This window comes from Streptomyces sp. NPDC055099, assembly GCF_053607685.1.
The window spans coordinates 123,447-146,171 of the sequence record NZ_JBSGUA010000004.1 but is presented as its reverse complement, the minus strand read 5'-3'; the positions used below and the strand labels follow the sequence as shown (position 1 = coordinate 146,171).

Sequence of the window (22,725 nt, the reverse complement as noted above, 5' to 3'; positions counted from 1 at the left end):
TCATGCGTGGTTCCATGCTGATCTGGCATAGGATCCGGGGCGTGGATCTGGTGGGAGCGTGTCGCGCGTTCGTCAGCGTCAGCGAGTACGGCAGTTTCACCGACGGAGCGGCCGCGGCGCGGATGTCCCAGTCGGTGGCCAGCCGTCGCGTCGCCGCGCTCGAGGAACGCTTCGGCGAGCCGTTGTTCGAGCGCACGTCACGGCGCGCCGTCCTCACCCCCTTCGGGCGGGACATGCTGCCCACGGCCCGCCAGCTCGTGCAGGCGGCGGACGTGCTCATCGACGAGGCGGAGGCCGTCAAGCGCAAGCCCTGGCGGCTCGCCGTCCCCGGCATCTGCTCCACGGTCGGTCTCGCCCGCCTCGTCGCCGAGGCGCGCGGTCACGGCATCACGCTCGACCTGCGGGTGGCCGCGCCGACGCAGCGCAGGGAACTCCTGCACGCACAGCAGGTGCGCGCCGCGCTGGTCGCGGTGCCCGCGGACGAGGCGACATGGTCCGTGCCGCTGGGGCTCGCCACCGCCCAGGATCCCGGCGTGCGGCGCGTCTACCTCGAGACGCTGCGGGTGGGCCGCGCCTCTCCGGGGCCGGCCCGGCGTGTCTGGATCCAGCCGGAGGACGACGTGCCGCACATCCGCGACCCCCTGACGCGCCTGCGCGACGCGCTCGGCCTGCGGCCCGCGCAGCTCGTCGCCGCGCCCGACCTGACGAGCGCCGCGGCCGAAGTCCTGTGCTCGGGCGACCTGTTGCTGTGCTCGCTCGCGCAGGCCGAGGAACTCGGGCTCACCTGGCGGCCCATCGGCGAGCTCGCGCTCGGCCGGGGGTTCGCCCTGGCCGCCGCGGCGGACGGCAATCCGCAGCACATCGAAGCGCGCCTGGGCGACGCCATCGCCCGCTGCCTGGGAGCGAGCGCCCGATCCGAGGCCCTGGCGGGAGCGGCGCGATGATCAGGGGCGACAATCTCGGCACGGAGGTGAGTGAGGATGGAGGTGAGTGAGGCATGAGTGACTACCTGCGCGGTGGTGTGAGCACCGAGGCCTTGCTGCGTGAACTTCGCCAGCAGTTGCTCGACGGCGGCCTGCGCGGCTGTCTGCTCGTCCGTGACCTGCACACGGGGGACGAGCTGGGGATCGACGCGGACACCCACCTGCCGTCGGCCTCCCTGGTCAAGGTCCCGCTCGCGCTCGCGACGCTCGAGCGCATCCGGCGCGGCGAGCTCGACGGGGCGACGATGCTCGAGGTGCAGCCGGGCCGGGTCACCACGCCCGGCCCCACCGGACTGAGCCGGTTCCGACACCCCGCGCGGGTCGCGATCGACGACCTGCTCTACCTGAGCACCTGCCTCAGCGACGGGATGGCGGCCGACGCGCTGTTCGAGCTCACCCCGCCCGCCCAAGTCGCCGCCATGCTGCATGAGTTCGACATCCGGGGCATCGCCGTGCGGCACCGCGTGGACGAGCTGTCCGACACCCCGGTGGAACGCTTCGACGCCGATCAGGTCCACCTCGCCCACGCCCTCGCCATCGACGCGGGCACCAGCGGGCGTGGCCACCGAGTGCCGCAACTCGACACCACCCGGGCCAACACGGGCAGCGCCCGCACCTTCGTCGACCTGCTGCAAGCCCTGTGGACGCCGTCGAAGGTCCACCCTGACGTGGCCCAGCGGCTGCGCGACCTCATGGCTCACAACGTACTGAGGCACAGGCTCACCCCGGACTTCAGCTCGGACGCGAGCACTTGGTCCTCCAAGACCGGCAGTCTCCTCAACCTGCGTCATGAGATCGGCGTCGTCGAGCACTCCGACGGCCAGACCTTCGCGGTCGCGGCCCTGACCGAGTCCCTCGTGCCGGCCGGCGCGCAGCCCGGCGCCGACGCCCTCATGGCCCAGGTCGCGCGCAGCCTGCGCGACCATCTCCGGCAGCTCTGAGCAACTCTCCCACCAGCCAGAGCAGTTGACCTCGTACCTGTAGGGTCGGAAGATCCTTGCCGAGCGGGTCAGACACGTAGGGGAGCCACGGATGACAGCAGACGACACGCACGTCCCCATCGATGCCGGAGTCCCCATCGACACCAGCAAGCCGCACCCCGCGCGTGTCTACGACTGGCTTCTGGGCGGCAAGGACAACTACCTGGTCGACCAGGAGATGGGCCAGAAGCTGCCGCCCGAGGCGCGGGCGAACGCGGCGCGGAACAGGGCGTTCATGCAGCGCGCCGCAGCCTGGCTGGCTGACAACGGTGTCAGGCAGTTTCTCGACATAGGCACCGGCATTCCCACCGCACCGAACCTCCACCAGATCGTCCAGGCGATCGCGCCCGCCTCCCGGGTCGTGTACGCGGACAACGACCCCATCGTGCTGCGGCACGCCGAGGCCCTGCTGGTCAGCAGCCCGGAAGGCGCCACGGACTACGTACAGGCGGATGTGCGCAGGCCCGAGGCGATCCTCGACCACGCGCGCGGACTGCTGGACTTCGAGCAGCCCATCGCGCTCTCCCTCATCGCCCTGATGCACTTCATCACCGACGAGGAGGACCCGTACGGCCTCACGCGCACCCTGGTGAACGCTCTGCCGTCCGGGAGTTATCTGGTGCTGTCCCACGGCACGACCGACGAACACCCCCAGCTCGCGACCTCCGTCTCCGACACCTACAAGAAGGGCCAGGTGCCGTTGCGGATGCGGCGCCGCGCGGAGGTCGAGCGCTTCTTCGAGGGGCTGGAACTGGTCGAACCCGGCCTGGTGACGGCGACGCACTGGTACAAGGATTCGTCGGCACCGGAGGCCGAGTTGAGCGGTTTCTACGTAGGGGTCGCCCGCGTGCCCTGAGCGCGGCCCCAGCCGCAGGCCCCGCCCCGGGCTCAGGAGAACAACACCGACCGCATCTGCAGCCGCTCGCTCGCGCCGCCGGTGTGGGGACGCATGGTGAACTGTTCGCCGGTGCAGTCGGCGTTCGTGAAGGCGATCGCGTACGAAGAGGTGCGGTTCCTGGGGGAGTGGGCCGGCGGCTGGTCGTACTCCCGGGCCGCCTCGTCGAACGTGACGCACTCGCCGCTGCTCGGGTCGTGGAGCGTGGCCTGTCCCTCCTCGCCGGTGCTGTCGACGTACGTGTAGGTGAAGTCGCCCTCGGTGGCGTGGGCGGAGCCGGGCAGGGTCAGGAGAAGGGCGGCGGCACCGGCCGCGGCGGCCAGTGAGTGGCGAAGGCGCATGGGTCGTTTCCTTTGCTGGACGTGCTGGTTGGCTGGTGTTTCCGGCACGGTGATTGGCACGGGAACGCATCCCGGCATTCCCGTGCTGACCAGCAGTGATACCTGAATCGACAAAGATGAGCCGCCGAAACGATCCGCCCTCACCCGAACGGTCCCGTCCGGGGGACGACCCACGTGACGTGCGGCCCTCGAAACGGCTTCAGCAAGCACGCAAACAGAACGCAAGAATTGCAGTATTCTTGCGCGCATGACACGACGACTTGCTCAGGTGGCGCGGAAGGTCGGGGTCAGCGAGGCCACGGTCAGCCGGGTGCTCAACAACAAGCCGGGGGTCTCCGACGCGACCCGGCAGTCCGTGCTCTCCGCCCTGGACGTCCTGGGGTACGAACGTCCCACGCAGCTGCGCGGCGAGCGGGCCCGGCTCGTGGGCCTGGTGCTGCCCGAGCTGCAGAACCCGATCTTCCCGGCGTTCGCGGAGGTGATCGGCGGCGCCCTCGCCCAGCAGGGGCTGACCCCTGTGCTGTGCACGCAGACCAAGGGCGGGGTCTCCGAGGCGGACTACGTCGAGCTGCTGCTGCAGCAGCAGGTGTCCGGCGTCGTGTTCGCCGGTGGGCTGTACGCGCAGGCGGACGCCCCGCACGAGCACTACAAGCGGCTCGCCGCGCGCAAGATCCCGGTGGTCCTGGTGAACGCGGCGATCGAGCGGCTCGGTTTCCCGGCGGTCTCCTGTGACGACGCGGTCGCGATCGAGCAGGCCTGGCGGCATCTGTCCTCGCTCGGCCACCGCCGGATCGGCCTGGTGCTCGGTCCCGCCGACCACATGCCCTCGCAGCGCAAGCTCGCCGCCGCCCGTGCGCTCGTGGAGCAGGCCGGCGAAGAGCTGCCCGAGCGGCATGTCTCACGGGGGATGTTCTCGATCGAGGGCGGCCAGGCCGCCGCCGCGCGGCTGCTGGACGAGGGGGTCACCGGCATCGTCTGCGCGAGCGACCCTCTCGCGCTCGGCGCGGTGCGCGCCGCCCGCCGCCGCGGCCTCGGCGTCCCGCAGGACGTCTCGGTGGTCGGATACGACGACTCCGCGTTCATGACCTGCACCGATCCGCCGCTGACCACGGTGCGTCAGCCGATCGAGGCCATGGGGCGCGCGGCGGTCGAGCTGCTCACGCTGCAGATCGCCGAAAGCGCGGTGCCCACCGAGGAGTTGCTCTTCGAGCCGGAGCTGGTCGTGCGGGGCTCGACGGGGCAGCCGCCGCAGGAGTAGGCGCTGGACCGCTCGCAGGAGGGCCGGGTCCGGGTCCGCGGACGGGAGATCATCGCTTTTTGACTGTCAATTTCTTTCAATCATCGCGCGAGATATTGCGCTGTTCTGTCGGCGGTGCTTGAGTAAGCGCCGCCACACAGTCCGCGCAGCTGTGGGCTTCCCTGCTCCTGCCATGCCGTCCCTGCCTCCACGGGCAGGCGGCGCTGTCCAAAGGGGTCCACCGATGAGCAGCTCCCGGATGCCACTTCGCCGTATCCGCCGCCGCACCACTCTCCGTACGATTGGCGCCCGCCGCCGTACGGGCACGATCGCCGTAGCCTCCGCGCTCGCGGTAACAGCCCTGGCCGCCTGCGGCACGAGCAGCAGCAGTGACGGCGACTCCGAGGGGGACAACGGTGCCGACGCGGCCAACGCCGCGGCCCCGCTGGACCCGAAGACCAAGGTGACGCTCACCATCGACTGCATGCCGCCGGCCGCCGAGAAGGCCGAGCTCAAGCAGTGGAAGGAGGACGTCAAGGCGTTCAACGAGAAGTACCCGAACGTCACGATCGAGGGGAAGCAGACCGACCCCTGCCTGGAGCCACCCCGCTTCACGGCGATGCTGAAGGCGAAGTCCCAACCGGACGTCTTCTACACCTACTTCACCGATCTGCAGCAGGTCCTGGACAACGACGGAGCCCAGGACATCAGCGCCTACGTGAACGACAAGTCCGTGCCGGCGCTGAAGGACATGGACCCCAACGTCCTGAACGTCATGAAGAAGGACGACAAGCTCTACGGCCTGCCCTTCAGCAACTACACGATGGGCCTGCTGATCAACCGCAAGCTCTTCGAGAAGGCCGGACTCGACCCCAACTCACCCCCGCGGACCTGGGCCGAGGTCCGCTCCGCCGCCAAGAAGATCGCCGCCCTGGGCGACGGCGTCTCGGGCTTCGGCGAGTACAGCGCGGGCAACAACGGCGGCTGGCACTTCACCGCCACCACCTACGGCCTCGGCGGCGACATCGTGACCAAGGACGGCACCAAGGCCGCCTTCAACAACGCCACCGGCAAACAGATCGTCGACAACCTCAAGGCCATGCGCTGGGAAGACAACAGCATGGGCAAGACCCAGCTGCTCAAGTGGGGCGACCTGCAGAAGCAGATGGCCTCCGACAAGCTCGGCATGTTCCTCGCCGCTCCCGACGACATCACGTACATGGTGCAGAACCTCGGCGCGAAGTACGACGACTTCGGGATGGGTCCGATACCCGGCCAGAAGGCCACGCTCTTCGGCGGCAACGACTACATGATCAAGAAGGGCAGCTCGCCCGACCAGATCAAGGCCGCCATCGCGTGGATCAACTTCAAGTTCCTCACCGTCGGAAAGGGCCAGTTCGACTGGGCCCGCACGAAGGCGGACGGCCTGCCCGTCGGCCTGCCGCAGCCGAACTTCTGGACCGGTGACAGCAGGGCCAAGGACGACAAGGCCCGCAAGGAGAGTTCGACGATGCCCGTCGAGAACTTCCAGGCGTTCACCGACAACCCGGTCACGGGCAAGGCCGAGCCGCCCAAGGCGCAAGAGGTCTACAAGGTCCTCGACACCCTGATGTCGGCCGTCCTCACCAACAAGGACGCCGACGCGGACAAGCTCCTCAAGACCGCCGAACAGCAAGTCAACCAGGTCCTGGCCAACCAGTGATGTCCGCTCCCACCCTCTCCGAGAACAAGGCCCGGCCGTCCCTCCCGACGGACGGCCGGGCCTCGGGCCCCGAACGCGGCGCGTTCAGCCGGGCGTTGAAGCGTAACCTCACCGCCCACGCCTTCCTGATCGGCGCTGTCCTGTGCTTCTCGGTCTTCTCCTGGTATCCGATGGTCAGGGAATTCATCCTGGCCTTCCAGAAGACCGAGAACGGCGAGACGGTCTGGGCCGGCTGGTCCAACCTCACCTACATCTTCAACGACCCGGCGTTCTGGCAGGCGTGGCGCAACACCTTCGTGTTCACCGGCCTCGCGCTGCTCCTCGGCTTCGCCGTGCCCTTCGCCATCGCCCTGATACTCAATGAGTTCCGCCACGGACGCGGCTACTTGAGGCTGCTCGTCTACCTCCCGGTGATGCTCCCGCCGGTCGCGTCGGTCCTGCTCTTCAAGTACTTCTACGACCCCGGATACGGCCTCTTCAACCGCATCCTGGAAGCCGTGGGCCTGCCCGGACAGGCATGGCTGCAGGACACCGACACCGCGATGCTCTCCGTGGTCATCGCCGCCACCTGGATGAACATGGGCGGCGCGACACTGATCTACCTGGCCGCGCTGCAGTCGATCCCCGGAGAGCTGTACGAGGCGGCCGAGCTGGACGGCGCCGGTATCTTCCGCCGCATCTGGCACGTCACCATCCCGCAGACCCGGCTGATCCTCTCGCTGATGCTGCTCATGCAGATCATCGCCACCATGCAGGTGTTCGTGGAGCCGTTCCTGCTCACCGGCGGCGCGGGCCCCGAGGGCGCGACCCTGACCGTCGTCCACCTCATCTACCAGTACGCCTTCACCTTCAACAACTACGGCAGCGCGGCTGCGCTCGGCCTGGTCCTGCTCGTACTGCTGGCCGGATTCTCGGCGGCGTACGCGCGACTGAGCCGCGCCGGCAGCGAAGACTAGCCGGGGGAGACGACGGACATGAGCACACGCACCCTGATCTCCCCGGCCCAACTGGCCCGACCGCGCGGCAAGTTCCTGTACTGGACGGCCTTCACCGTGGTGACGGTCCTGTTCACCCTGGTCTTCATCGGCCCGCTGTACTGGATGGTCACCAGCGGCCTCAAGTCCCCGCAGGAATTCGCCCAGACACCGCCCACCCTGGTCCCCGACGCCGTCCACCCGCAGAACTACGCGGATGCCTGGGGCGTGATGGACCTGGCCAGGCTCCTGTTCAACACCCTGTACTACGCGTTCGGCGCGCTCGCCTTCCAGCTGATCTTCGACGTGGCCGCCGCCTACTCGCTCTCCAAGCTGCGGCCCGTCTTCGGCAAGGCCATCCTCGGGGCGATGCTCCTCACCCTGATGATCCCGGCCACCGTCCTGGTCGTACCGCAGTATCTGACTGTCCTCGACGTGCCCGTCGTGGAGCGCAACCTCATCAACTCGCCCTGGGCGATCTGGCTTCCCTCGGTCACCAACGCGTTCAACATCTTCCTGCTCAAGCGGTTCTTCGACTCCATCCCGCGTGAGCTCCTGGACGCCGCCGCCATCGACGGAGCCTCGACCATGCGCACCCTGCGCTCCGTGGTCCTGCCGCTGTCCCGGCCGATCCTCGGCGTCGTGTCGATCTTCGCGGTGGTCGCGGTCTGGAAAGACTTCCTCTGGCCGATGCTCACCCTGCCCGACCCCGGCAAGCAGACCGTCAACGTCGGCATCTACTCCCTGGCCGCCAGCGTCTCCGAGAACTGGCTCCTGGCCGCCCTGGCCATCGCCTCACTGCCGACCCTGATCATCTTCCTGATCTTCCAGCGCAACATCATGAGCGGCCTGACCGCCGGCGGCCTCAAGGGCTGACGCCCGCGCCCTTCCCACGCACCCACCCCGCCACCGCTCCAAGCCACGGCGGCGGGGTCCCACCTGCCCGAAAGGAACCCTCACGTGGCAGTCACCTCCCCGACCGATGCCTCCTGGTGGCGCTCGGCCGCCATCTACCAGGTGTACGTACGCAGCTTCGCGGACGGTGACGGCGACGGCACCGGCGACCTCGCGGGCGTCCGGGCCAAGCTGCCCTACCTCGCCGAACTCGGCGTCGACGCCCTGTGGTTCAGCCCCTGGTACCTCTCGCCCATGGTCGACGGCGGCTATGACGTCGCCGACTACCGTGTCATCGACCCGGCCTTCGGCACCGTCGCCGAAGCCGAGAAGCTGATCGCCGAGGCCCGCGCGCTCGGCATCCGCACCATCGTCGACATCGTCCCCAACCACGTCTCCGACCAGCACGTCTGGTTCAAGGCGGCCCTGGCCGCGGGCCCCGGCGCGCCCGAACGCGAGCTCTTCCACTTCCGTCCCGGCCGCGGCGCCGACGGCGAACTGCCGCCCAACGACTGGCCCTCACAGTTCTCGGCGACCGCGTCGACCTGGACCCGCGTCGAGGACGGCGAGTGGTACCTCCACCTCTTCGCCCCCGAGCAGCCCGACCTCAACTGGGCCCACCCGGCGGTGCGCCAGGAGCACGAGGACGTCCTGCGGTTCTGGTTCGACAGGGGAGTGGCGGGCGTACGGATCGACTCCGCCGCGCTGCCCGCCAAGGACCCCGCCCTGCCCGACTTCACCGAGGGTGTCGACCCGCACCCCTTCATCGACCGCGACGAACTGCACGACATCTACCGCTCCTGGCGGGCCGTCGCCGACGAGTACGACGGCGTCTTCGTCGGCGAGGTCTGGCTCCCCGACGCCGAACGCTTCGCCCGCTATCTGCGCCCCGACGAAATGCACACCGCCTTCAACTTCAGTTTCCTGTCCTGCCCTTGGGACCCTGGAAAGCTGCGGCGCTCCATCGAGGACACACTCGCCGAGCACGCCCCGGTCGGCGCCCCCGCGACCTGGGTCCTGTGCAACCACGACGTGACCCGGACGGTCACCCGCTACGGCCGCGCGGACACCGGCTTCGACTTCGCCACGAAGGTGTTCGGCACCCCCACCGACCTGACCCTCGGCACCCGCCGTGCCCGCGCCGCGGCCCTGTTGGCCTTCGCCCTGCCCGGCGCGGTCTACATCTACCAGGGCGACGAACTGGGCCTGCCCGAGGCAGACATCCCCCGGGAGCACATCCAGGACCCCATGCACTTCCGCTCCGGCGGCACCGACCCGGGCCGCGACGGCTGCCGGGTGCCGCTGCCCTGGACGGCCGCCGAACCGCACGCGGGCTTCGGATCGATGACCGGCCCCTGGCTGCCCCAGCCCGACGGCTGGCCCTCGTACGCCGCCGACCTCCAGGCGGCGGACCGCGGTTCCATGCTCACGCTCTACCGGGCCGCCCTGCGCCTGCGCCGCATCGAACCGGGCTTCGGCGACGGCCCGCTGACGTGGCTGCCGGCGGACGACGGTGTGCTGGCCTTCGTACGCGAGCCGGGTCTGATCTGTGTCGTCAACCTGGCCCCCACGCCCTGCCGACTCCCCGAGCACTCACGCCTCCTCCTGGCCAGCGGCCCCCTGGACGAACAGGGCCGCCTGCCGCAGGACACCGCGGTCTGGCTCCGCGCCTGAACACCTGAGCCCTTCCCGCTGGGCCCCCAAGACCGAGCACTGACCTCCCCACTCACCAGGAAGGTGCACCACCCCATGACCAGACCTGACAGGAGCACTACAAGAACCGTCCGCAAGTGGTACGCCGCCGTGGCCACCGCGGGCCTCGTCGGCACTCTCGTCACCGGCCTCGCGGCTCCCGGCGCGCAGGCCGCCGAGGCAGCCGCGGGCGCGACCCTGCCCTTCACCTCCGTCGAGGCGGAGAGCGCGACCACGAACGGCACCAAGATCGGTCCTGACTACACCCAGGGCACGGTCGCCTCCGAGGCCTCGGGCCGGCAGGCGGTACGGCTCGCGGCGGGCCAGAGCGTCGAGTTCACCCTCCCCAAGGCGGCGAACGCCCTCAACGTCGCCTACAACGTTCCCGACGGCCAGTCGGGCTCGATGGCCGTGTACGTCAACGGCCAGAGGATCTCCAAGACGCTCGCCGTCACGTCGAAGTACAGCTACATCGACACCCCCTGGATCGCCGGCTCCAAGACCCACCACCTCTTCGACAACGCACGGCTGCACCTCGGCCAGAACCTGCAGTCGGGCGACAAGGTGAAGCTGGAGGCCGTCTCCACCCAGGTCACCGTCGACGTGGCCGACTTCGAGCAGGTCGCGGCGGCCACGGCCAAGCCGTCGGGCGCGCTCTCGGTCACCGACAAGGGCGCCGACCCCACCGGCCAGGGCGACTCCACCCAGGCCTTCCGCGAGACCATCGCGGCGGCCAAGGGCGGCACGGTCTGGATCCCGCCGGGCGAGTACAAGCTCACCCAGTCACTCAACAACGTCGACAACGTCACGATCCGCGGCGCGGGCAACTGGCATTCGGTGGTGCGCGGCTCACGCTTCATCGACCAGTCGAGCGCGCCGACCGGCAAGGTGGGACTGCACGACTTCGCGGTGATCGGCGAGGTCACCGAGCGGGTCGACAACAACCCGGACAACTTCGTCAACGGATCACTCGGCCCGAACTCCACCGTCTCCGGCATGTGGCTCCAGCACCTCAAGGTCGGACTCTGGCTGACGGGCAACAACGACAACCTCGTCGTGGCGAACAACCGCATCCTCGACATGACCGCCGACGGCCTCAACCTCAACGGCACGGCCAGGGGCGTCGACGTACGCGACAACTTCCTGCGCAACACCGGCGACGACGCCCTGGCCATGTGGTCCCTCAACACCACCAACAGTGACTCGACCTTCGAGGGCAACACCATCTCGCAGCCCAACCTGGCCAACGGCATCGCGATCTACGGCGGCCGTGACATCACCGTCAAGGACAACCTGATCCTCGACACCAACGCCCTGGGCAGCGGCATAGCCATCTCCAACCAGAAGTTCCTCGACCCGTTCTTCCCGCTGGCAGGCACCATCACCGTCTCCGGAAACACCCTCGTACGCACCGGGGCCATGAACCCCAACTGGCAGCACCCGATGGGTGCGTTGCGCGTGGACGCGTACGACAGTGCCATCGAGGCCACGGTGAACATCACCGACACCACCATCACTGACAGCCCCTGGAGCGCGTACGAATTCGTGTCGGGCAGCGGCACCGGCAAGGCCGTCAAGAACGTCAGCGTCGACCGCTCGACCATCGACAAGGTGGGCACGGTCGTCGTCCAGGCGGAGACACCCGGCGCGGTGAAGATGTCGAACGTCAAGGCCACCGGAGTCGGCGCGGCCGGCGTCTACAACTGCCCCTACCCCACCGGCTCCGGCACCTTCACCCTCACCGACGGCGGCGGCAACTCCGGGTGGGACAGCACCTGGGACGACTGCTCGACGTGGCCGAAGCCCGGCGCCGGCAACCCGGACCCCGACCCGGACCGCAACCTCGCCAAGGGCCGGCCGGCGACCGCGACCGGCTCCGCCGACGTCTACACGCCCGGCAAGGCGGTCGACGGTGACGCGGCGACGTACTGGGAGTCCACCAACAACGCCTTCCCGCAGTCGATCACCGTCGACCTCGGCAAGGCGGAACCGGTGCGCAGGGTCGTCCTGAAGCTGCCGCCGCCCGCTGTGTGGGGGGCGAGGACCCAGACCCTGTCCGTCCAGGGCAGCACCGACGGCACAGCCTTCAGCACGCTGGCCGACTCGAAGGGCTATCACTTCGACCCGGCGAGCGGCAACAAGGTGACCATCACGCTGCCCGCCTCCTCTCCCGACGTCCGTCATCTGAGGCTGCGCGTCACGGCCAACACCGGCTGGCCCGCCGCGCAGTTCAGCGAGGTGGAGGCCTACCTGTCCTGACCATCCTGGCCGTCGCGCCTCGTTCGCCCACGGCTGCCGCCGGGGCGAGCGAGGCCGTCGGTCATACGGCCTCGGTCTCCCTACGGGGTTCGGCGGCGGGCCGGGAGCGCAGGATTTTGGCGGTGCAGGCGGCGAGGACGCAGAATGCCACGGGCAGGAAGAACGTGAGGTTGAGCGGGACGACGTGCGTGAGCGGCCCGATGACGGCGGGCCCGGCGAGCATGCCGAGGTAGCCGAGGCCCGCGACACGGGAGACATTGGCTCCCGCGGCGTCCTGATCGGCATGGCCCGCGGCGCTGAATAGCTGCGGGATGCAGCCGGAGAGCCCGATGCCGAACACGGTCCAGCCGATCAGCGCCAGGGGTATCCAGGGGGAGAGCGCCGCCACCGTCATGCCGACGGCTGCCGCCGAGGCACCGTAGCGGAGTACGGCCACCGATCCGTGGCGCGCGGCGACCCGGTCGGCGAGCAGCCGGCCGACGGTCATGGCCGTGGCGAAGGCGCCGTAGGCCAGGGCGGCGGTGGCGGCGGGGGCGTCGAGGGTGTCCCGCAGGTGCAGCACGCTCCAGTCGTTGGCGACGCCCTCGCAGAGCATGAGCATCAGGGCGAGCGCGGCCAGGATCCAGATCCGCCGGGGCGTCCTGCGCCGGACCGCCGTCTCGGTGGACGCGGGCTGCCCGGTGGGGCGCGCCTCGGGCCGCAGCAGCGCGGGCGCGGCGAGCGCGGCCACGGCGAGCCCGAACAGGGCCACCACGCCGAGGGTCAGCGCCGGGCTCAGATCCCAGCTCAGCGTGCGGGCGCCGACCAGCGCGGCCAGGACACCGCCGATGGAGAAGGTCGCGTGGAAGGCGGACATGACGGGCCGTTCGTAGCCGCGCTCGACCTGCACGGCGTGGGCGTTCATGCTGACGTCCAGGCAGCCGTTGCCGAAGCCGAGCACCAGCAGGGCGGCGCCCAGCGTCCAGGTGCTCGAAGCCAGGCCGGGCAGGATGACCGCCGCGCTGCACAGGGCCGCGCTGACCGGTACGACGGTACGGGCGCCGAAGCGGTCGGTGAGCGGGCCGACCAGTTGCATGCCGGCGAAGGCTCCGGCGCCGAGGAGCAGCAGGAGCCAGCCGAGTACGGCGTGGCTGATGCCGACGTGGTCCTCCACGGCCGGGATGTGGACGATCCACATGCCCATGAGGAAGCCGTTGAGGGTGAAGTAGACGAAGGTGGCCAGTCGGCCGAGACGCAGCGATCTTTCCATGCCGACGAACATAACGAACAAGTTAGATGTTCGGAAGATTGCGTGTCGCACATGGATGATGTTCTATTGCGGCATGGCGAGCACAGACAGACTGAGGCAGATCACCGACGCCGTCCGCGAGGCGGGCCGCATGGGCGTCGCCGAACTCGCGGAACTGACCGGCGCCTCGGAGATGACCATCCGGCGTGACCTGGAAAGCCTCGCGGACCAAGGGGTCCTGGAGCGCTATCGCGGCGGCGCGCGAAGCCTGCTGCTGCGCGGCGAGGAACCACCCTTCGCGCTCCGGGCCCAGGAGGGTCTGGAGGCCAAGCGACGCATCGCCGCCGAGGTCGCGGGTCTGATCGCGGACGGCGAGTCCGTCGTCCTCGACAGCGGCACCACCTGCCTGGAGGTGGCGCGCGCACTCGACGACCGCCGCCTGACCGTGATGCCGCTGTCCCTGCACGCGGTGAACGCCCTGACCGGAGCACCCCGGCTGACGCTCCTGGTCCCCGGCGGCCGGCCGCGCCCCGGTGAACTGGCCCTGACCGGCTCCCTGACCGAGGCGTCACTGGCCGCCCTGCGCTTCGACACCGCCGTCATCGGCTGCTGCGGGTTGAGCGCGACCCACGGCCTGACCGCCTACGACCTGGACGACGCCGCGGTCAAACGTGCCGCGATCGCCTCGGCCCGCCGCGTCATCGCCGTGGCGGAGGCACCCAAGCTCTCCCGCACCGCCCTTGCCTTCGTCGCCCCCGCCGCGGCCCTGCACGCCGTCGTCACCGACGAGGACGCGGAGCAGGACGAGGCCGACGCGCTGGCCGCCGCGGGCGTCACCGTTCGAAGGGTGTGACCCCATGTCCCTGCTCCCCGTCACGCCTGACGTCCTCCTCTTCGACCTGTTCGGCGTCATCGCGCGCCACCAGTCCGCCGAAGGCAAGGACCGCCTCGTGCGCACGGCCGCGATTCCCGCCCCGGAGTTCTGGGACGCGTACTGGAAGCTCAGACAGCCGTACGACCAAGGCGAGTTGACCGGAACCGCCTATTGGCGCCGTGTGGCTGATTCCCTCGCCACCCGCTTCGACGAGCGCAGGATCGCGGAGCTGATCGAGGCCGACGTGGCGAGCTGGAGCGCCGTGGACGAGGCTATGGTCGCCCTGATCGAAGACCTCGCGGAGTCCGGTCGCCGTATCGCGCTGCTCTCCAACATCCCCGAGGACCTGGCCACTTACTACGAGGAGCATCACCGCTGGCTCAAATGCTTCCCCCTGCGGGCCTTCTCGTGCCGGATCGGCCACGCCAAGCCGGACCCAAAAGCGTACGAATGGTGTCTGAACGCCCTTGGTGTCGCGCCGGATCACGTCCTCTTCGTCGACGACCGCGAGGAGAACGTCCGCGCCGCCAGGGCGACAGGCATGCGGGGTCACCTCTTCACCGCGCCCGCGCGGCTGCGGGGCGCGCTCTGAGGTGACGGTGGCGCCCGACTGGCCAGAACCCGGTGGGTTGTTCGGATAAACCCCACGCCGAACAAGATCACTGTTTCGAGTGCTGCCGACGGCCTTATCGCGCAGGGCGGGCGCAACGGCCGTTAAATGGTCTGCGGATCTGGACGAAATCCCTGTGATTACGCCTCTACTTCCACTTTCGCCGGTTGGCACGCCTATGCCGGTTACCCACCCCCGCGAAGGAGAGCTCGCCCGATGACCGTTGAGACCGGCCCGGAAGCACGACTGGAGCCGCCCCGGCAGACCAGCCTGGGCACCGCGGCAGCCAGGAACCTCGCCCACACGACCAAGTCCGCCCCGCAGATGCAGGAGATCACCTCTCGCTGGCTGCTGCGGATGCTTCCCTGGGTGGAGACCAAGGGCGGCGCCTACCGAGTGAACCGCCGCCTGAGTTACACCGTCGGAGACGGGCGCATCGAGTTCGTCCAGGACGGCGCCGACGTCCGCGTGATCCCCCGGGAACTCGGCGAACTGGCCCTGCTGCGCGGCTTCGACGACGTGGAGGTGCTGACCGCGATCGCCGGCCGGTGCGTCCAGCGCGACTTCCGCGCCGGAGAGGTCCTCGTCGAGCGCGGCACCCCCGCAGACGAACTCCACCTGATCGCCCACGGCAGGATCAGCCAGAAGTCCGTGGGCAAGTACGGGGACGAGATCGGCGTCGCCGTACTCGCCGACGGCGACCGGTTCGGGGAAAGCGCCCTTCTGGACACCGATGCCAGATGGGACTGTACCGCCACCGCCGAGACCGCCGGCACCCTGCTCACCCTGTCCCGCGCCGACTTCGCCACCGTGCTGGACACCGCGCCGAGCCTGCGGACGCACCTGGACGCGTTCCGCAGAATCCCGCAGCAACGCCAGAACAAGCACGGCGAGGCCGAGATCGCGATGTCGGCCGGCCACACCGGCGAGGTCGCCCTGCCCGGCGCCTTCGTCGACTACGAACTCAAGCCGCGCGAGTACGAACTCTCCGCGGCCCAGACGATTCTGCGGATCCACACCAGGGTCACCGACCTCTACAACGGTCCGATGAACCAGATGGAGGAGCAACTCCGTCTCACCATCGAGGCGCTGCGCGAGCGCCAGGAGCACGAGCTCATCAACAACCGCGAGTTCGGCCTGCTCCACAACGCCGACTTCAAGCAGCGGATCCAGCCCCACTCGGGACCGCCGACCCCGGACGACCTCGACGAGCTGCTCTGCCGCCGCCGCGGCACCAGGCTCCTCCTGGCCCACCCCAGGACGATCGCGGCGATCGGGCGCGAGCTCAACTCCCGCGGGATCTACCCCGATCACGTCGACCTCGGCGGCCAGCAGGTCCCGGCCTGGCGCGGCGTCCCGATTCTGCCCTGCAACAAGATTCCCATCACGAAGGAACAGACGAGCTCGATCCTCGCCATGCGCGTCGGCGAGGACAACCAAGGCGTCGTCGGTCTGCATCAGACCGGACTGCCGGACGAGTACGAGCCGGGCCTTTCGGTGCGCTTCATGGGCATCAGCGAGCAGGCCATCACCTCGTACCTGGTCAGCACCTATTACTCCGCCGCCATCCTGGTGCCCAACGCCCTCGGCGTCCTGGAGAACGTGCAGATCGCCCGCAGGTCCTAGCGGAGCCAGGTCTTAGCGGAGCCAGGTCCTGGCGGACCCAGGTTCTCGCGCAATCCCGGCACGGCCACGACAGCCCGGAACTCCCCGGGCCGGGCCCCCATGCCCTCATCCGGGAAAGCCCACTCATCTCATCAAGGAGTCACGGATGCCCGAACCCGGGTCTTCCCCTCTGCTGCCGAGCCCGCCTGCCGTCGTGGCCCACCTCGGGGCCCCTGCCACCCAGGCAGCCGACGTGGTGAGACAGGCGAGCCCGGCCCTGGAGCGCATCCTGCGCGGCCCCAGCGGCCTGGGCACGGCGGGTCTGCACCTGGGCCGGCGCGAGGAGCCGCCGACACCCCCGGAGACCGATGCGCCTGCGGAGACCGAGGCGCCGGCGGACAGACTGCACATCCCCGGCCTCTACTACCACCCGGTGGCGGAGCCGGACCCGGCGCGGGTGGAGGAGGTCAGCCGCAGGATCAAGGACTGGGCGGTGGAGGAGGTCCAGCTGTACCCCGAGGAGTGGGAGGGCCAGTTCGACGGCTTCCTGGTCGGGCGCTACATGGTCGCCTGCCACCCGGACGCCCCGACCATCGACCACCTGATGGTCGCCACCCGGCTCATGGTCGCCGAGAACGCGGTCGACGACTGCTACTGCGAGGACCACGGCGGCTCACCCATCGGCCTCGGAGGACGCCTTCTTCTGGCACACACCGCACTCGACCCCCTGCACGCCCCGAAGGAGTACCAACCGCAGTGGGCCGAGTCGCTCCACGCGGACGCCCCGCGGCGCGCCTACCGCTCCGCGATGGAGTACTTCGTCCAGCAGGCCACCCCCTCCCAGGCCGACCGCTTCCGGCACGACATGGCCCGCCTGCATCTGGGATATCTCGCGGAGGGCGCCTGGGCCCAGACGGACCACACCCCCGAGGTGTGGGAGTACCTGGCGATGCGGCAGTTCAACAACTTCCGCCCGTGCCCCGCCATCACCGACACCATCGGCGGCTATGAACTGCCGGCGGACCTGCATGCCAGGCCCGACGTGCAGCGGGTCCTGGCGCTCGCCGGGAACGCCAGCACGATCGTCAACGACCTGTACTCGTACACAAAGGAACTCGCCAGTCCAGGGCGGCACCTGAACCTGCCCGTGGTGATCGCCGACCGCGAGGGCGTCTCCGACCAGGAGGGCTACCTCAAGGCGGTCGAGGTCCACAACGACCTCATGCGCGACTTCGAGGCGGAGGCCGCCGCCGTGGCCGCGGCCTGTCCCGTCCCCAGCGTGCTGCGCTTCCTGCGGGGCGTGGCCGTGTGGGTCGACGGCAACCACTACTGGCACCAGACCAACACCTACCGCTACAGCCTGCCCGATTTCTGGTAAGGACGGAATCATCTGTGACCAGCACTGAAATCTCCACCGTCAGCGGTGCCTCCGCGTTCGTCCCCGCCCCGGCGACGCCCTACCAAGGCGACATCGCGCGCTACTGGAACAACGAGGCGCGGCCGGTGAACCTGCGCCTCGGTGACGTCGACGGGCTCTACCACCACCACTACGGCATCGGGGACATCGATCACGAGGCCCTGGGGGACGCCGACGACAGCGAGCACGAGAAGAGGCTGATCGCCGAACTCCACCGCCTGGAGTCGGCACAGGCCGAAGTGCTCCTGGACAACCTCGGCTCCCCGGGCACCGACGGCACGCTCGTGGACGCGGGCTGCGGCCGGGGCGGCTCGATGGTGATGGCCCACCAGCGCTTCGGCTGCAAGGTCGAGGGCGTCACCCTGTCGGCCAAGCAGGCCGACTTCGCCAATCAGCGCGCCCAGGAACTGCGGATCCAGGACCACGTGCGGGCCCGCGTGTGCAACATGCTCGACATGCCCTTCGAGACCGGCCAGGCCGCGGGCTCGTGGAACAACGAGTCGAGCATGTACGTCGACCTGCACGACCTGTTCGCCGAGCACTCGCGAATCCTTGAGGTCGGCGGCCGCTATGTGACCATCACCGGCTGCTGGAACCCGCGGTACGGCCAGCCCTCGAAGTGGGTCTCGCAGATCAACGCGCACTTCGAGTGCAACATCCACTCCCGCCGCGAGTATCTGCGCGCCATGGCCGACAACCGTCTCGTTCCGCAGGCCGTCATCGACCTGACGCCCGAGACCCTGCCCTACTGGGAGCTGCGGGCCACGTCCTCGCTGGTCACCGGCATCGAGGAGGCGTTCATCAACTCGTACAAGGACGGTTCGTTCCAGTACGTCCTGATCGCGGCCGACCGCGTCTGACCCCCTGTCGGCAAAGGGGCCGGGCCCGCCATCCGGCGGCCCGGCCCCTTCTGCACTCCAACCACGTGCGCGGGGCGCCCTGTTGCACGCAACCCCCACTCACCTACAGTGCGTGCCGCCCGCTACCTTCCGTCTTACCTTCCCTCATACCTTCCGTCCGAGACGACGACCTCCAGCCGCCGACCAGGAGCAGCCCTGTGGCCACCCGCCGCGTCCCCGAACTCGACCCCGCCCTCGTCGCCCAGTGGCAGGCCGGGGGAGGGGAACTCGTGGATCTCCTCACGCGGGCGCGCGAACAACTCGGCGGCGTAGCCGCGTTCAGACTGGGGCCGCGCCCGACCGTCCTGGTCACCGACCCTGACGCCGTGCAGCACGTGCTCGCGCTCCAGCCCGGCCGGTACGTGAAGCGTTCCCACCGGGCGCGCCTGCTGATCGGCGACGGAGTCCTGGCGGCGACGGGCGAGGCGTGGCAGCGTCAACGGCGGCTGTTGCAGTCCCAGTTCACGGGCCCGGGCATGCGCCGCTTCGAGCAGCGGATCACCGACTCCGCCCGGACCGCGGCGACGCGCTGGGCCGGGTACGCCCGTACCGGCGAGGTCTTCGACGTGGGTGACGAGATGCGCCGCTTCGCCCTCGACACCATCTGGCGTTCCCTGACCGGGCACCCCCTCGACCCGTCGACGGAGCGTGAACTGGCCGCCGTACCCGCCGTGGTGGCCGCCCTGCCCAGCCTGCCCGCAGACAGCGCCGCGGCCCACGACGCGGTCGCCGCCGAGCTGGCCCGCATCGACGCCGTGGCGAGCCGCGCCATCGCCGCCGCGCGCGACAACGAGCCGGGGCCCGACGGCCCTGGCCTGCTGCACGTCCTCCTGGAGGCGTCCGCGACGCGCCCCGAGTACGACGACGGACTGATCCGCGACGAACTCGTCACCCTCCTCGTCGCCGGACATGAGACGACGGCCACGACCCTGACCTGGCTCTACCTCCTGCTGGACAGCAACCCGGAGGCGCGGGAACAGGCTCTCGCCGCGGGCGCCGACGGCACGCCCGAGCGGCGCCAGGCCATCCAGGCACTGGTCCATGAAGCCCTGCGGTTCTACCCGTCCGCCTGGATTCTGCCGCGCAGCGCGGCACAGGACGACATCCTCGCCGGATACGACATCGAGGCGGGCACCGACGTACTGGTCTGCCCCTACCTCACGCACCGCGACCCCGACCTCTGGCACGACCCGTCCCGCTTCGACCCGACGCGCTTCACAATCCCGGGCCGACGCCCCGCCCACCCGGGCAGCTACTTCCCGTTCGGCATCGGCCCCCGGGCCTGCCTGGGCCTGCAGTTCGCCCTCCGCGAGTCGACGGCACTCCTGGAACTCCTCCTGCCCGCCCGCACCCCGACGTTCCGCTCCACCCCGAAGGGCGCCATCCACAGCATCACAGTCCGCCCGGACGGCCCGACACCGGCGGTGCTGCGCGACTAGACCGAGCGACGAGAAGCCGGAAGTTCCGGGAAAGCCGCCTCCCAGGCGTCGCGGGCGGGGCGGCTGATCAGGGTCCGCAGCACGGGCCACTGTGTGATCAACAGGTCCCGGTCCAAGAAGTCGATCAGGTCCTGGCGCTGCCCTTCGGCCAGGACCGTGCGATACAGGCTCATACGCGACTTGGGCCGGTCCAGGGTGTAGGTGCGGCGTCCCGACCAGACGACATGCAGCGGTAGATCTACCGTGCCGTCAGCGGGGCCGGACAGCTCTTCCAAGTGTGCCGGGAGGCGCTTGGCGTACTGCTCACGCAGCAGTTCGAATGCGTCCGGCACCGGAAATCCGGGAGAAGGAGGCTGCACGGCCATGGATCCAGTATTGCCTGCCTGAGCGTGGTGGTCAGCACCGAGCACAGGGCGCGCCGCCCCAGCTCTTCGCTGGTATTTCGGTCCGGCGCACCCGCCACCCTGTTCGCTCCCAGCAGCCGGCGCCCCGCACCCTCGCCGAGTCAGCCGCCGCATACCTGGCGCGGTCCTACTTCTGAGCGCTCTCCATGTCGTCGTGGTGCTGGCGCAGTCTGATGCTGACCATGCCCGCGGTGAGCAGCACGCTGCCTGCCGCGGTCAGCGGTATGGACACCACCAGAGCTGCCAGCGGCTGGGGCCAGTTGCGGTCGGAGGCGCATTGCAAGGCGTCGCTGTGGGCGTAACCGAAGTCCTCGTAGTAGAGGTCCCTGGGTTCGGCGTTGACCGGGGCGGGGCAGTCCACGTCGTTGTACGTGGAGTCGTACGAGGTGAAGAGCTGCCATGCGGCGTAGAGCCAGAGCAGCAGGGCGCAGGCCAGCAGTCCGATGCCCCAGCCCTGCAGGCGGGTGGCTCGTGCCCGGAAGTTCTGTTCGATCGCCAACGGGTGCACGTGCGTACTCCTCGCGTTCGTCCGGGCAGGAAAAAGCCCCGGTCCCTGATGAGGGACCGGGGCTGTCGCGAGCGCTGGGCAGGCCTTGCACCTACATTTCCCCACAGGAAGTGGGGTGTCTTTCCTTGGACGACCAACGCGGGGCCCGTGGACCGGAGTTCCGTCCGTGGGCGCGTGATCGACTTTAGCGCATCGGGTGGGCTCCGCGCACATCGCGCCCGCCCCCGCCGAAGCGATCGGTCACTGCACTCCGTGCGGCCGGAACTGGATGCTGATGCGGCCACCGGCGGCCCGGGCCGACTTGGGGATGGCGTGCTCCCAAGTGCGCTGGCAGGAGCCGCCCATCACGATCAGGTCGCCGTGCCCGAGCGGCCGCCGGACGACGGCGCCGCCGCGGCGCGGCCGGAGCACCAGGTCACGCGGCGCTCCCACGGAGAGGATGGCGACCATCGTGTCCTCGCGGGCGCCCCGGCCGATGCGGTCGCCGTGCCAGGCCACGCTGTCGCGCCCGTCGCGGTAGTGGCACAGGCCCGCTGTCGTGAAGGCCTCGCCCAGCTCGGCGGCGTAGTGCTCGGAGAGAGCTTGCCGGGCCTCTTCGAGCACGGCGTGGGGGAGTGGCTCGCCTGCGCGGTAGAACGCGAGCAGACGCGGGACGTCCACGACCCGCTCGTACATCTGGCGGCGCTCGGCCTTCCACGGGACGTCCGCCGCCAGCCGCTCGAACAGGACGTCGGCGCCGCCGAGCCAGCCCGGCAGGAGGTCGATCCACGCACCGTCGCCGAGGACGGTCCGGCGGATTCCGTCCAGGGAGCCCAGGCGTACGTCCTCGCCCTGGTCGAAGAGCGATCCCTGGAGCTGGTGCGTTGCCATGCGGCCAGTGTACCCGGTGATTCGAACATGCGAGCTAATAACTAAGTCAGCGGGAGCGCCCTCCCGTGAGCAGGCGGTAGATGATCAGGACGACCACGGAACCGAGAACGGCGGCGATCCAGGTCGACAGGTGGAAGAACCCGTTGATCGAGTGAACGCCGAAGATCACCTTCCCCAACCAGCCGCCGAGCAGCCCTCCCACGATGCCGATCAGCATCGTCACCAGACAGCCCCCCGGGTCCTTGCCGGGGGTGAGGGCCTTGGCGATGGCCCCTGCGATCAGACCGATCAGGATCCAGGCGATGATGCCCACGAGCATGGTCCTTTCTCTTGCGCACCTTGGTGTACGTGTCGCGGCATGTGCTGTGCCGTCTGATACTGGGACCAATGTCCATCCGCGGACATCGCACTCGGGACCAAGGTCATCAACCATGGGACAAAGGTCATTCCTCTGCCAGCCGACCGGGTGAAGGCAGCCCGGTCGACGCCTGGTCGCCGCCCGGACGCAGCCCGGCCCGCTCAGGAGATGTGAAGAGAGCGTTGCAGGCTCTCCATACCTTCGGAGCCGTGGGCATGTCAGTCAGGGGCAGGCGAGAAGAGAAGCCGCGAGGAGGACGCTGCCGATGCTAGTTGTCGCTCTTTTGCTCCTACCGGTCATGGGACTTCTGATCATCGCCATGGACCGCATCGAGGACAGCCTGAACGAGGAAGCCGGGCAGAGAACCGAACGGCGTGTACGCCACCTGCGCCTCGTCCACGGGCAAGGCCACGCGGGACGCCGCCACGCGGGACGTCATCGAGCGCCCGCCGCGGAGCGTCACGGCGACGCGGCCTGAGCCCGGTCCGCCACACCAGGAAGGGTGCCGCGGCCCCGGGGCACCCGCGGGGGCCGGGGCCCCGAATGGGCCAGGGAG

At 69.5% G+C, this 22,725-nt stretch carries 22 protein-coding genes; 16 read left to right on the top strand and 6 right to left on the bottom strand.

Annotated features, from left to right (window positions below; translation table 11 throughout):
- Positions 1-41 precede the first annotated feature (41 nt).
- The 3 genes from ACWFRU_RS12080 (at position 42) to ACWFRU_RS12070 (ending at position 2,819) form a co-directional block, all read left to right on the top strand.
- Positions 42-944, top strand: a complete 903-nt coding sequence (locus ACWFRU_RS12080; RefSeq protein ID WP_453686024.1) for a LysR family transcriptional regulator — start codon at positions 42-44, stop codon at positions 942-944.
- A gap of 77 nt (positions 945-1,021) precedes the next feature.
- Positions 1,022-1,924, top strand: a complete 903-nt coding sequence (locus ACWFRU_RS12075; RefSeq protein WP_453686771.1) for a serine hydrolase — start codon at positions 1,022-1,024, stop codon at positions 1,922-1,924.
- A 91-nt stretch (positions 1,925-2,015) separates the two neighbouring features.
- A complete protein-coding gene (locus ACWFRU_RS12070) occupies positions 2,016-2,819 on the top strand; it encodes an SAM-dependent methyltransferase (protein ID WP_453686023.1) in 804 nt (267 codons plus the stop codon).
- Between the two features lie 32 nt (positions 2,820-2,851).
- On the opposite strand, the gene ACWFRU_RS12065 is transcribed toward ACWFRU_RS12070, so the two are convergent.
- Positions 2,852-3,199, bottom strand: a complete 348-nt coding sequence (locus ACWFRU_RS12065) for a hypothetical protein (RefSeq protein ID WP_453686022.1) — start codon at positions 3,197-3,199, stop codon at positions 2,852-2,854.
- Between the two features lie 247 nt (positions 3,200-3,446).
- Between ACWFRU_RS12065 and ACWFRU_RS12060 the strand changes: the two genes are divergently transcribed.
- The 6 genes from ACWFRU_RS12060 to ACWFRU_RS12035 all read left to right on the top strand — a co-directional run bounded on the left by ACWFRU_RS12060 (position 3,447) and on the right by ACWFRU_RS12035 (position 11,957).
- Positions 3,447-4,457: a LacI family DNA-binding transcriptional regulator gene (locus tag ACWFRU_RS12060; protein ID WP_453686021.1), complete on the top strand. Its 1,011-nt coding sequence runs from the start codon at positions 3,447-3,449 to the stop codon at positions 4,455-4,457.
- Positions 4,458-4,695: 238 nt separating this feature from the next.
- A complete protein-coding gene (locus tag ACWFRU_RS12055; RefSeq protein WP_453686769.1) occupies positions 4,696-6,138 on the top strand; it encodes an extracellular solute-binding protein in 1,443 nt (480 codons plus the stop codon).
- Positions 6,138-7,094 (top strand): carbohydrate ABC transporter permease, encoded by a 957-nt coding sequence (locus ACWFRU_RS12050; protein ID WP_453686020.1) that lies wholly within the window; start codon positions 6,138-6,140, stop codon positions 7,092-7,094. The genes ACWFRU_RS12055 and ACWFRU_RS12050 overlap by 1 nt, the downstream gene beginning before the upstream one ends.
- An 18-nt stretch (positions 7,095-7,112) precedes the next feature.
- Positions 7,113-7,988: a carbohydrate ABC transporter permease gene (locus ACWFRU_RS12045; protein ID WP_453686019.1), complete on the top strand. Its 876-nt coding sequence runs from the start codon at positions 7,113-7,115 to the stop codon at positions 7,986-7,988.
- An 84-nt stretch (positions 7,989-8,072) separates the two neighbouring features.
- Positions 8,073-9,680, top strand: a complete 1,608-nt coding sequence (locus ACWFRU_RS12040; protein ID WP_453686018.1) for a glycoside hydrolase family 13 protein — start codon at positions 8,073-8,075, stop codon at positions 9,678-9,680.
- 75 nt (positions 9,681-9,755) lie between these two features.
- Positions 9,756-11,957 (top strand): discoidin domain-containing protein, encoded by a 2,202-nt coding sequence (locus tag ACWFRU_RS12035; protein WP_453686017.1) that lies wholly within the window; start codon positions 9,756-9,758, stop codon positions 11,955-11,957.
- A gap of 61 nt (positions 11,958-12,018) precedes the next feature.
- Here the strand turns inward: ACWFRU_RS12035 and ACWFRU_RS12030 are convergent, their stop codons facing one another.
- Complete coding sequence (locus tag ACWFRU_RS12030) at positions 12,019-13,206, bottom strand: MFS transporter (protein WP_453686016.1); 1,188 nt, start codon at positions 13,204-13,206, stop codon at positions 12,019-12,021.
- 73 nt (positions 13,207-13,279) lie between these two features.
- On the opposite strand from ACWFRU_RS12030, the gene ACWFRU_RS12025 reads away from it, so the two are divergent.
- The 6 genes from ACWFRU_RS12025 (at position 13,280) to ACWFRU_RS12000 (ending at position 20,029) form a co-directional block, all read left to right on the top strand.
- On the top strand, positions 13,280-14,038 hold the full coding sequence (locus ACWFRU_RS12025) for a DeoR/GlpR family DNA-binding transcription regulator (protein ID WP_453686015.1): 759 nt from the start codon (positions 13,280-13,282) through the stop codon (positions 14,036-14,038).
- A 4-nt stretch (positions 14,039-14,042) separates the two neighbouring features.
- Positions 14,043-14,651, top strand: coding sequence for an HAD family hydrolase (locus tag ACWFRU_RS12020; RefSeq protein WP_453686014.1), 609 nt, complete (start codon positions 14,043-14,045; stop codon positions 14,649-14,651).
- 234 nt (positions 14,652-14,885) lie between these two features.
- A complete protein-coding gene (locus tag ACWFRU_RS12015; protein ID WP_453686013.1) occupies positions 14,886-16,295 on the top strand; it encodes a family 2B encapsulin nanocompartment shell protein in 1,410 nt (469 codons plus the stop codon).
- 145 nt (positions 16,296-16,440) lie between these two features.
- Positions 16,441-17,652, top strand: a complete 1,212-nt coding sequence (locus ACWFRU_RS12010) for a family 2 encapsulin nanocompartment cargo protein terpene cyclase (RefSeq protein WP_453686012.1) — start codon at positions 16,441-16,443, stop codon at positions 17,650-17,652.
- A 14-nt stretch (positions 17,653-17,666) separates the two neighbouring features.
- Positions 17,667-18,551 (top strand): geranyl diphosphate 2-C-methyltransferase, encoded by an 885-nt coding sequence (locus tag ACWFRU_RS12005; RefSeq protein WP_453686011.1) that lies wholly within the window; start codon positions 17,667-17,669, stop codon positions 18,549-18,551.
- 197 nt (positions 18,552-18,748) lie between these two features.
- Complete coding sequence (locus ACWFRU_RS12000) at positions 18,749-20,029, top strand: cytochrome P450 (RefSeq protein ID WP_453686010.1); 1,281 nt, start codon at positions 18,749-18,751, stop codon at positions 20,027-20,029.
- Here the strand turns inward: ACWFRU_RS12000 and ACWFRU_RS11995 are convergent.
- The 4 genes from ACWFRU_RS11995 to ACWFRU_RS11980 form a co-directional block, all read right to left on the bottom strand.
- Positions 20,026-20,394, bottom strand: coding sequence for a hypothetical protein (locus ACWFRU_RS11995; RefSeq protein ID WP_453686009.1), 369 nt, complete (start codon positions 20,392-20,394; stop codon positions 20,026-20,028). The genes ACWFRU_RS12000 and ACWFRU_RS11995 overlap by 4 nt on opposite strands.
- 166 nt (positions 20,395-20,560) lie before the next feature.
- Positions 20,561-20,941 (bottom strand): hypothetical protein, encoded by a 381-nt coding sequence (locus ACWFRU_RS11990; protein WP_453686008.1) that lies wholly within the window; start codon positions 20,939-20,941, stop codon positions 20,561-20,563.
- Positions 20,942-21,181: 240 nt separating this feature from the next.
- Entirely contained in the window at positions 21,182-21,811 is a 630-nt protein-coding gene (locus ACWFRU_RS11985) for an alpha-ketoglutarate-dependent dioxygenase AlkB (protein WP_453686007.1), read from the bottom strand.
- A gap of 46 nt (positions 21,812-21,857) precedes the next feature.
- Positions 21,858-22,124: a GlsB/YeaQ/YmgE family stress response membrane protein gene (locus tag ACWFRU_RS11980; protein WP_453686767.1), complete on the bottom strand. Its 267-nt coding sequence runs from the start codon at positions 22,122-22,124 to the stop codon at positions 21,858-21,860.
- 343 nt (positions 22,125-22,467) lie between these two features.
- Between ACWFRU_RS11980 and ACWFRU_RS11975 the strand changes: the two genes are divergently transcribed.
- Positions 22,468-22,647 carry a hypothetical protein gene (locus ACWFRU_RS11975; protein WP_453686006.1) on the top strand — a complete coding sequence of 60 codons (180 nt, stop codon included), beginning with the start codon at positions 22,468-22,470 and terminating at the stop codon, positions 22,645-22,647.
- Positions 22,648-22,725: the final 78 nt, after the last annotated feature.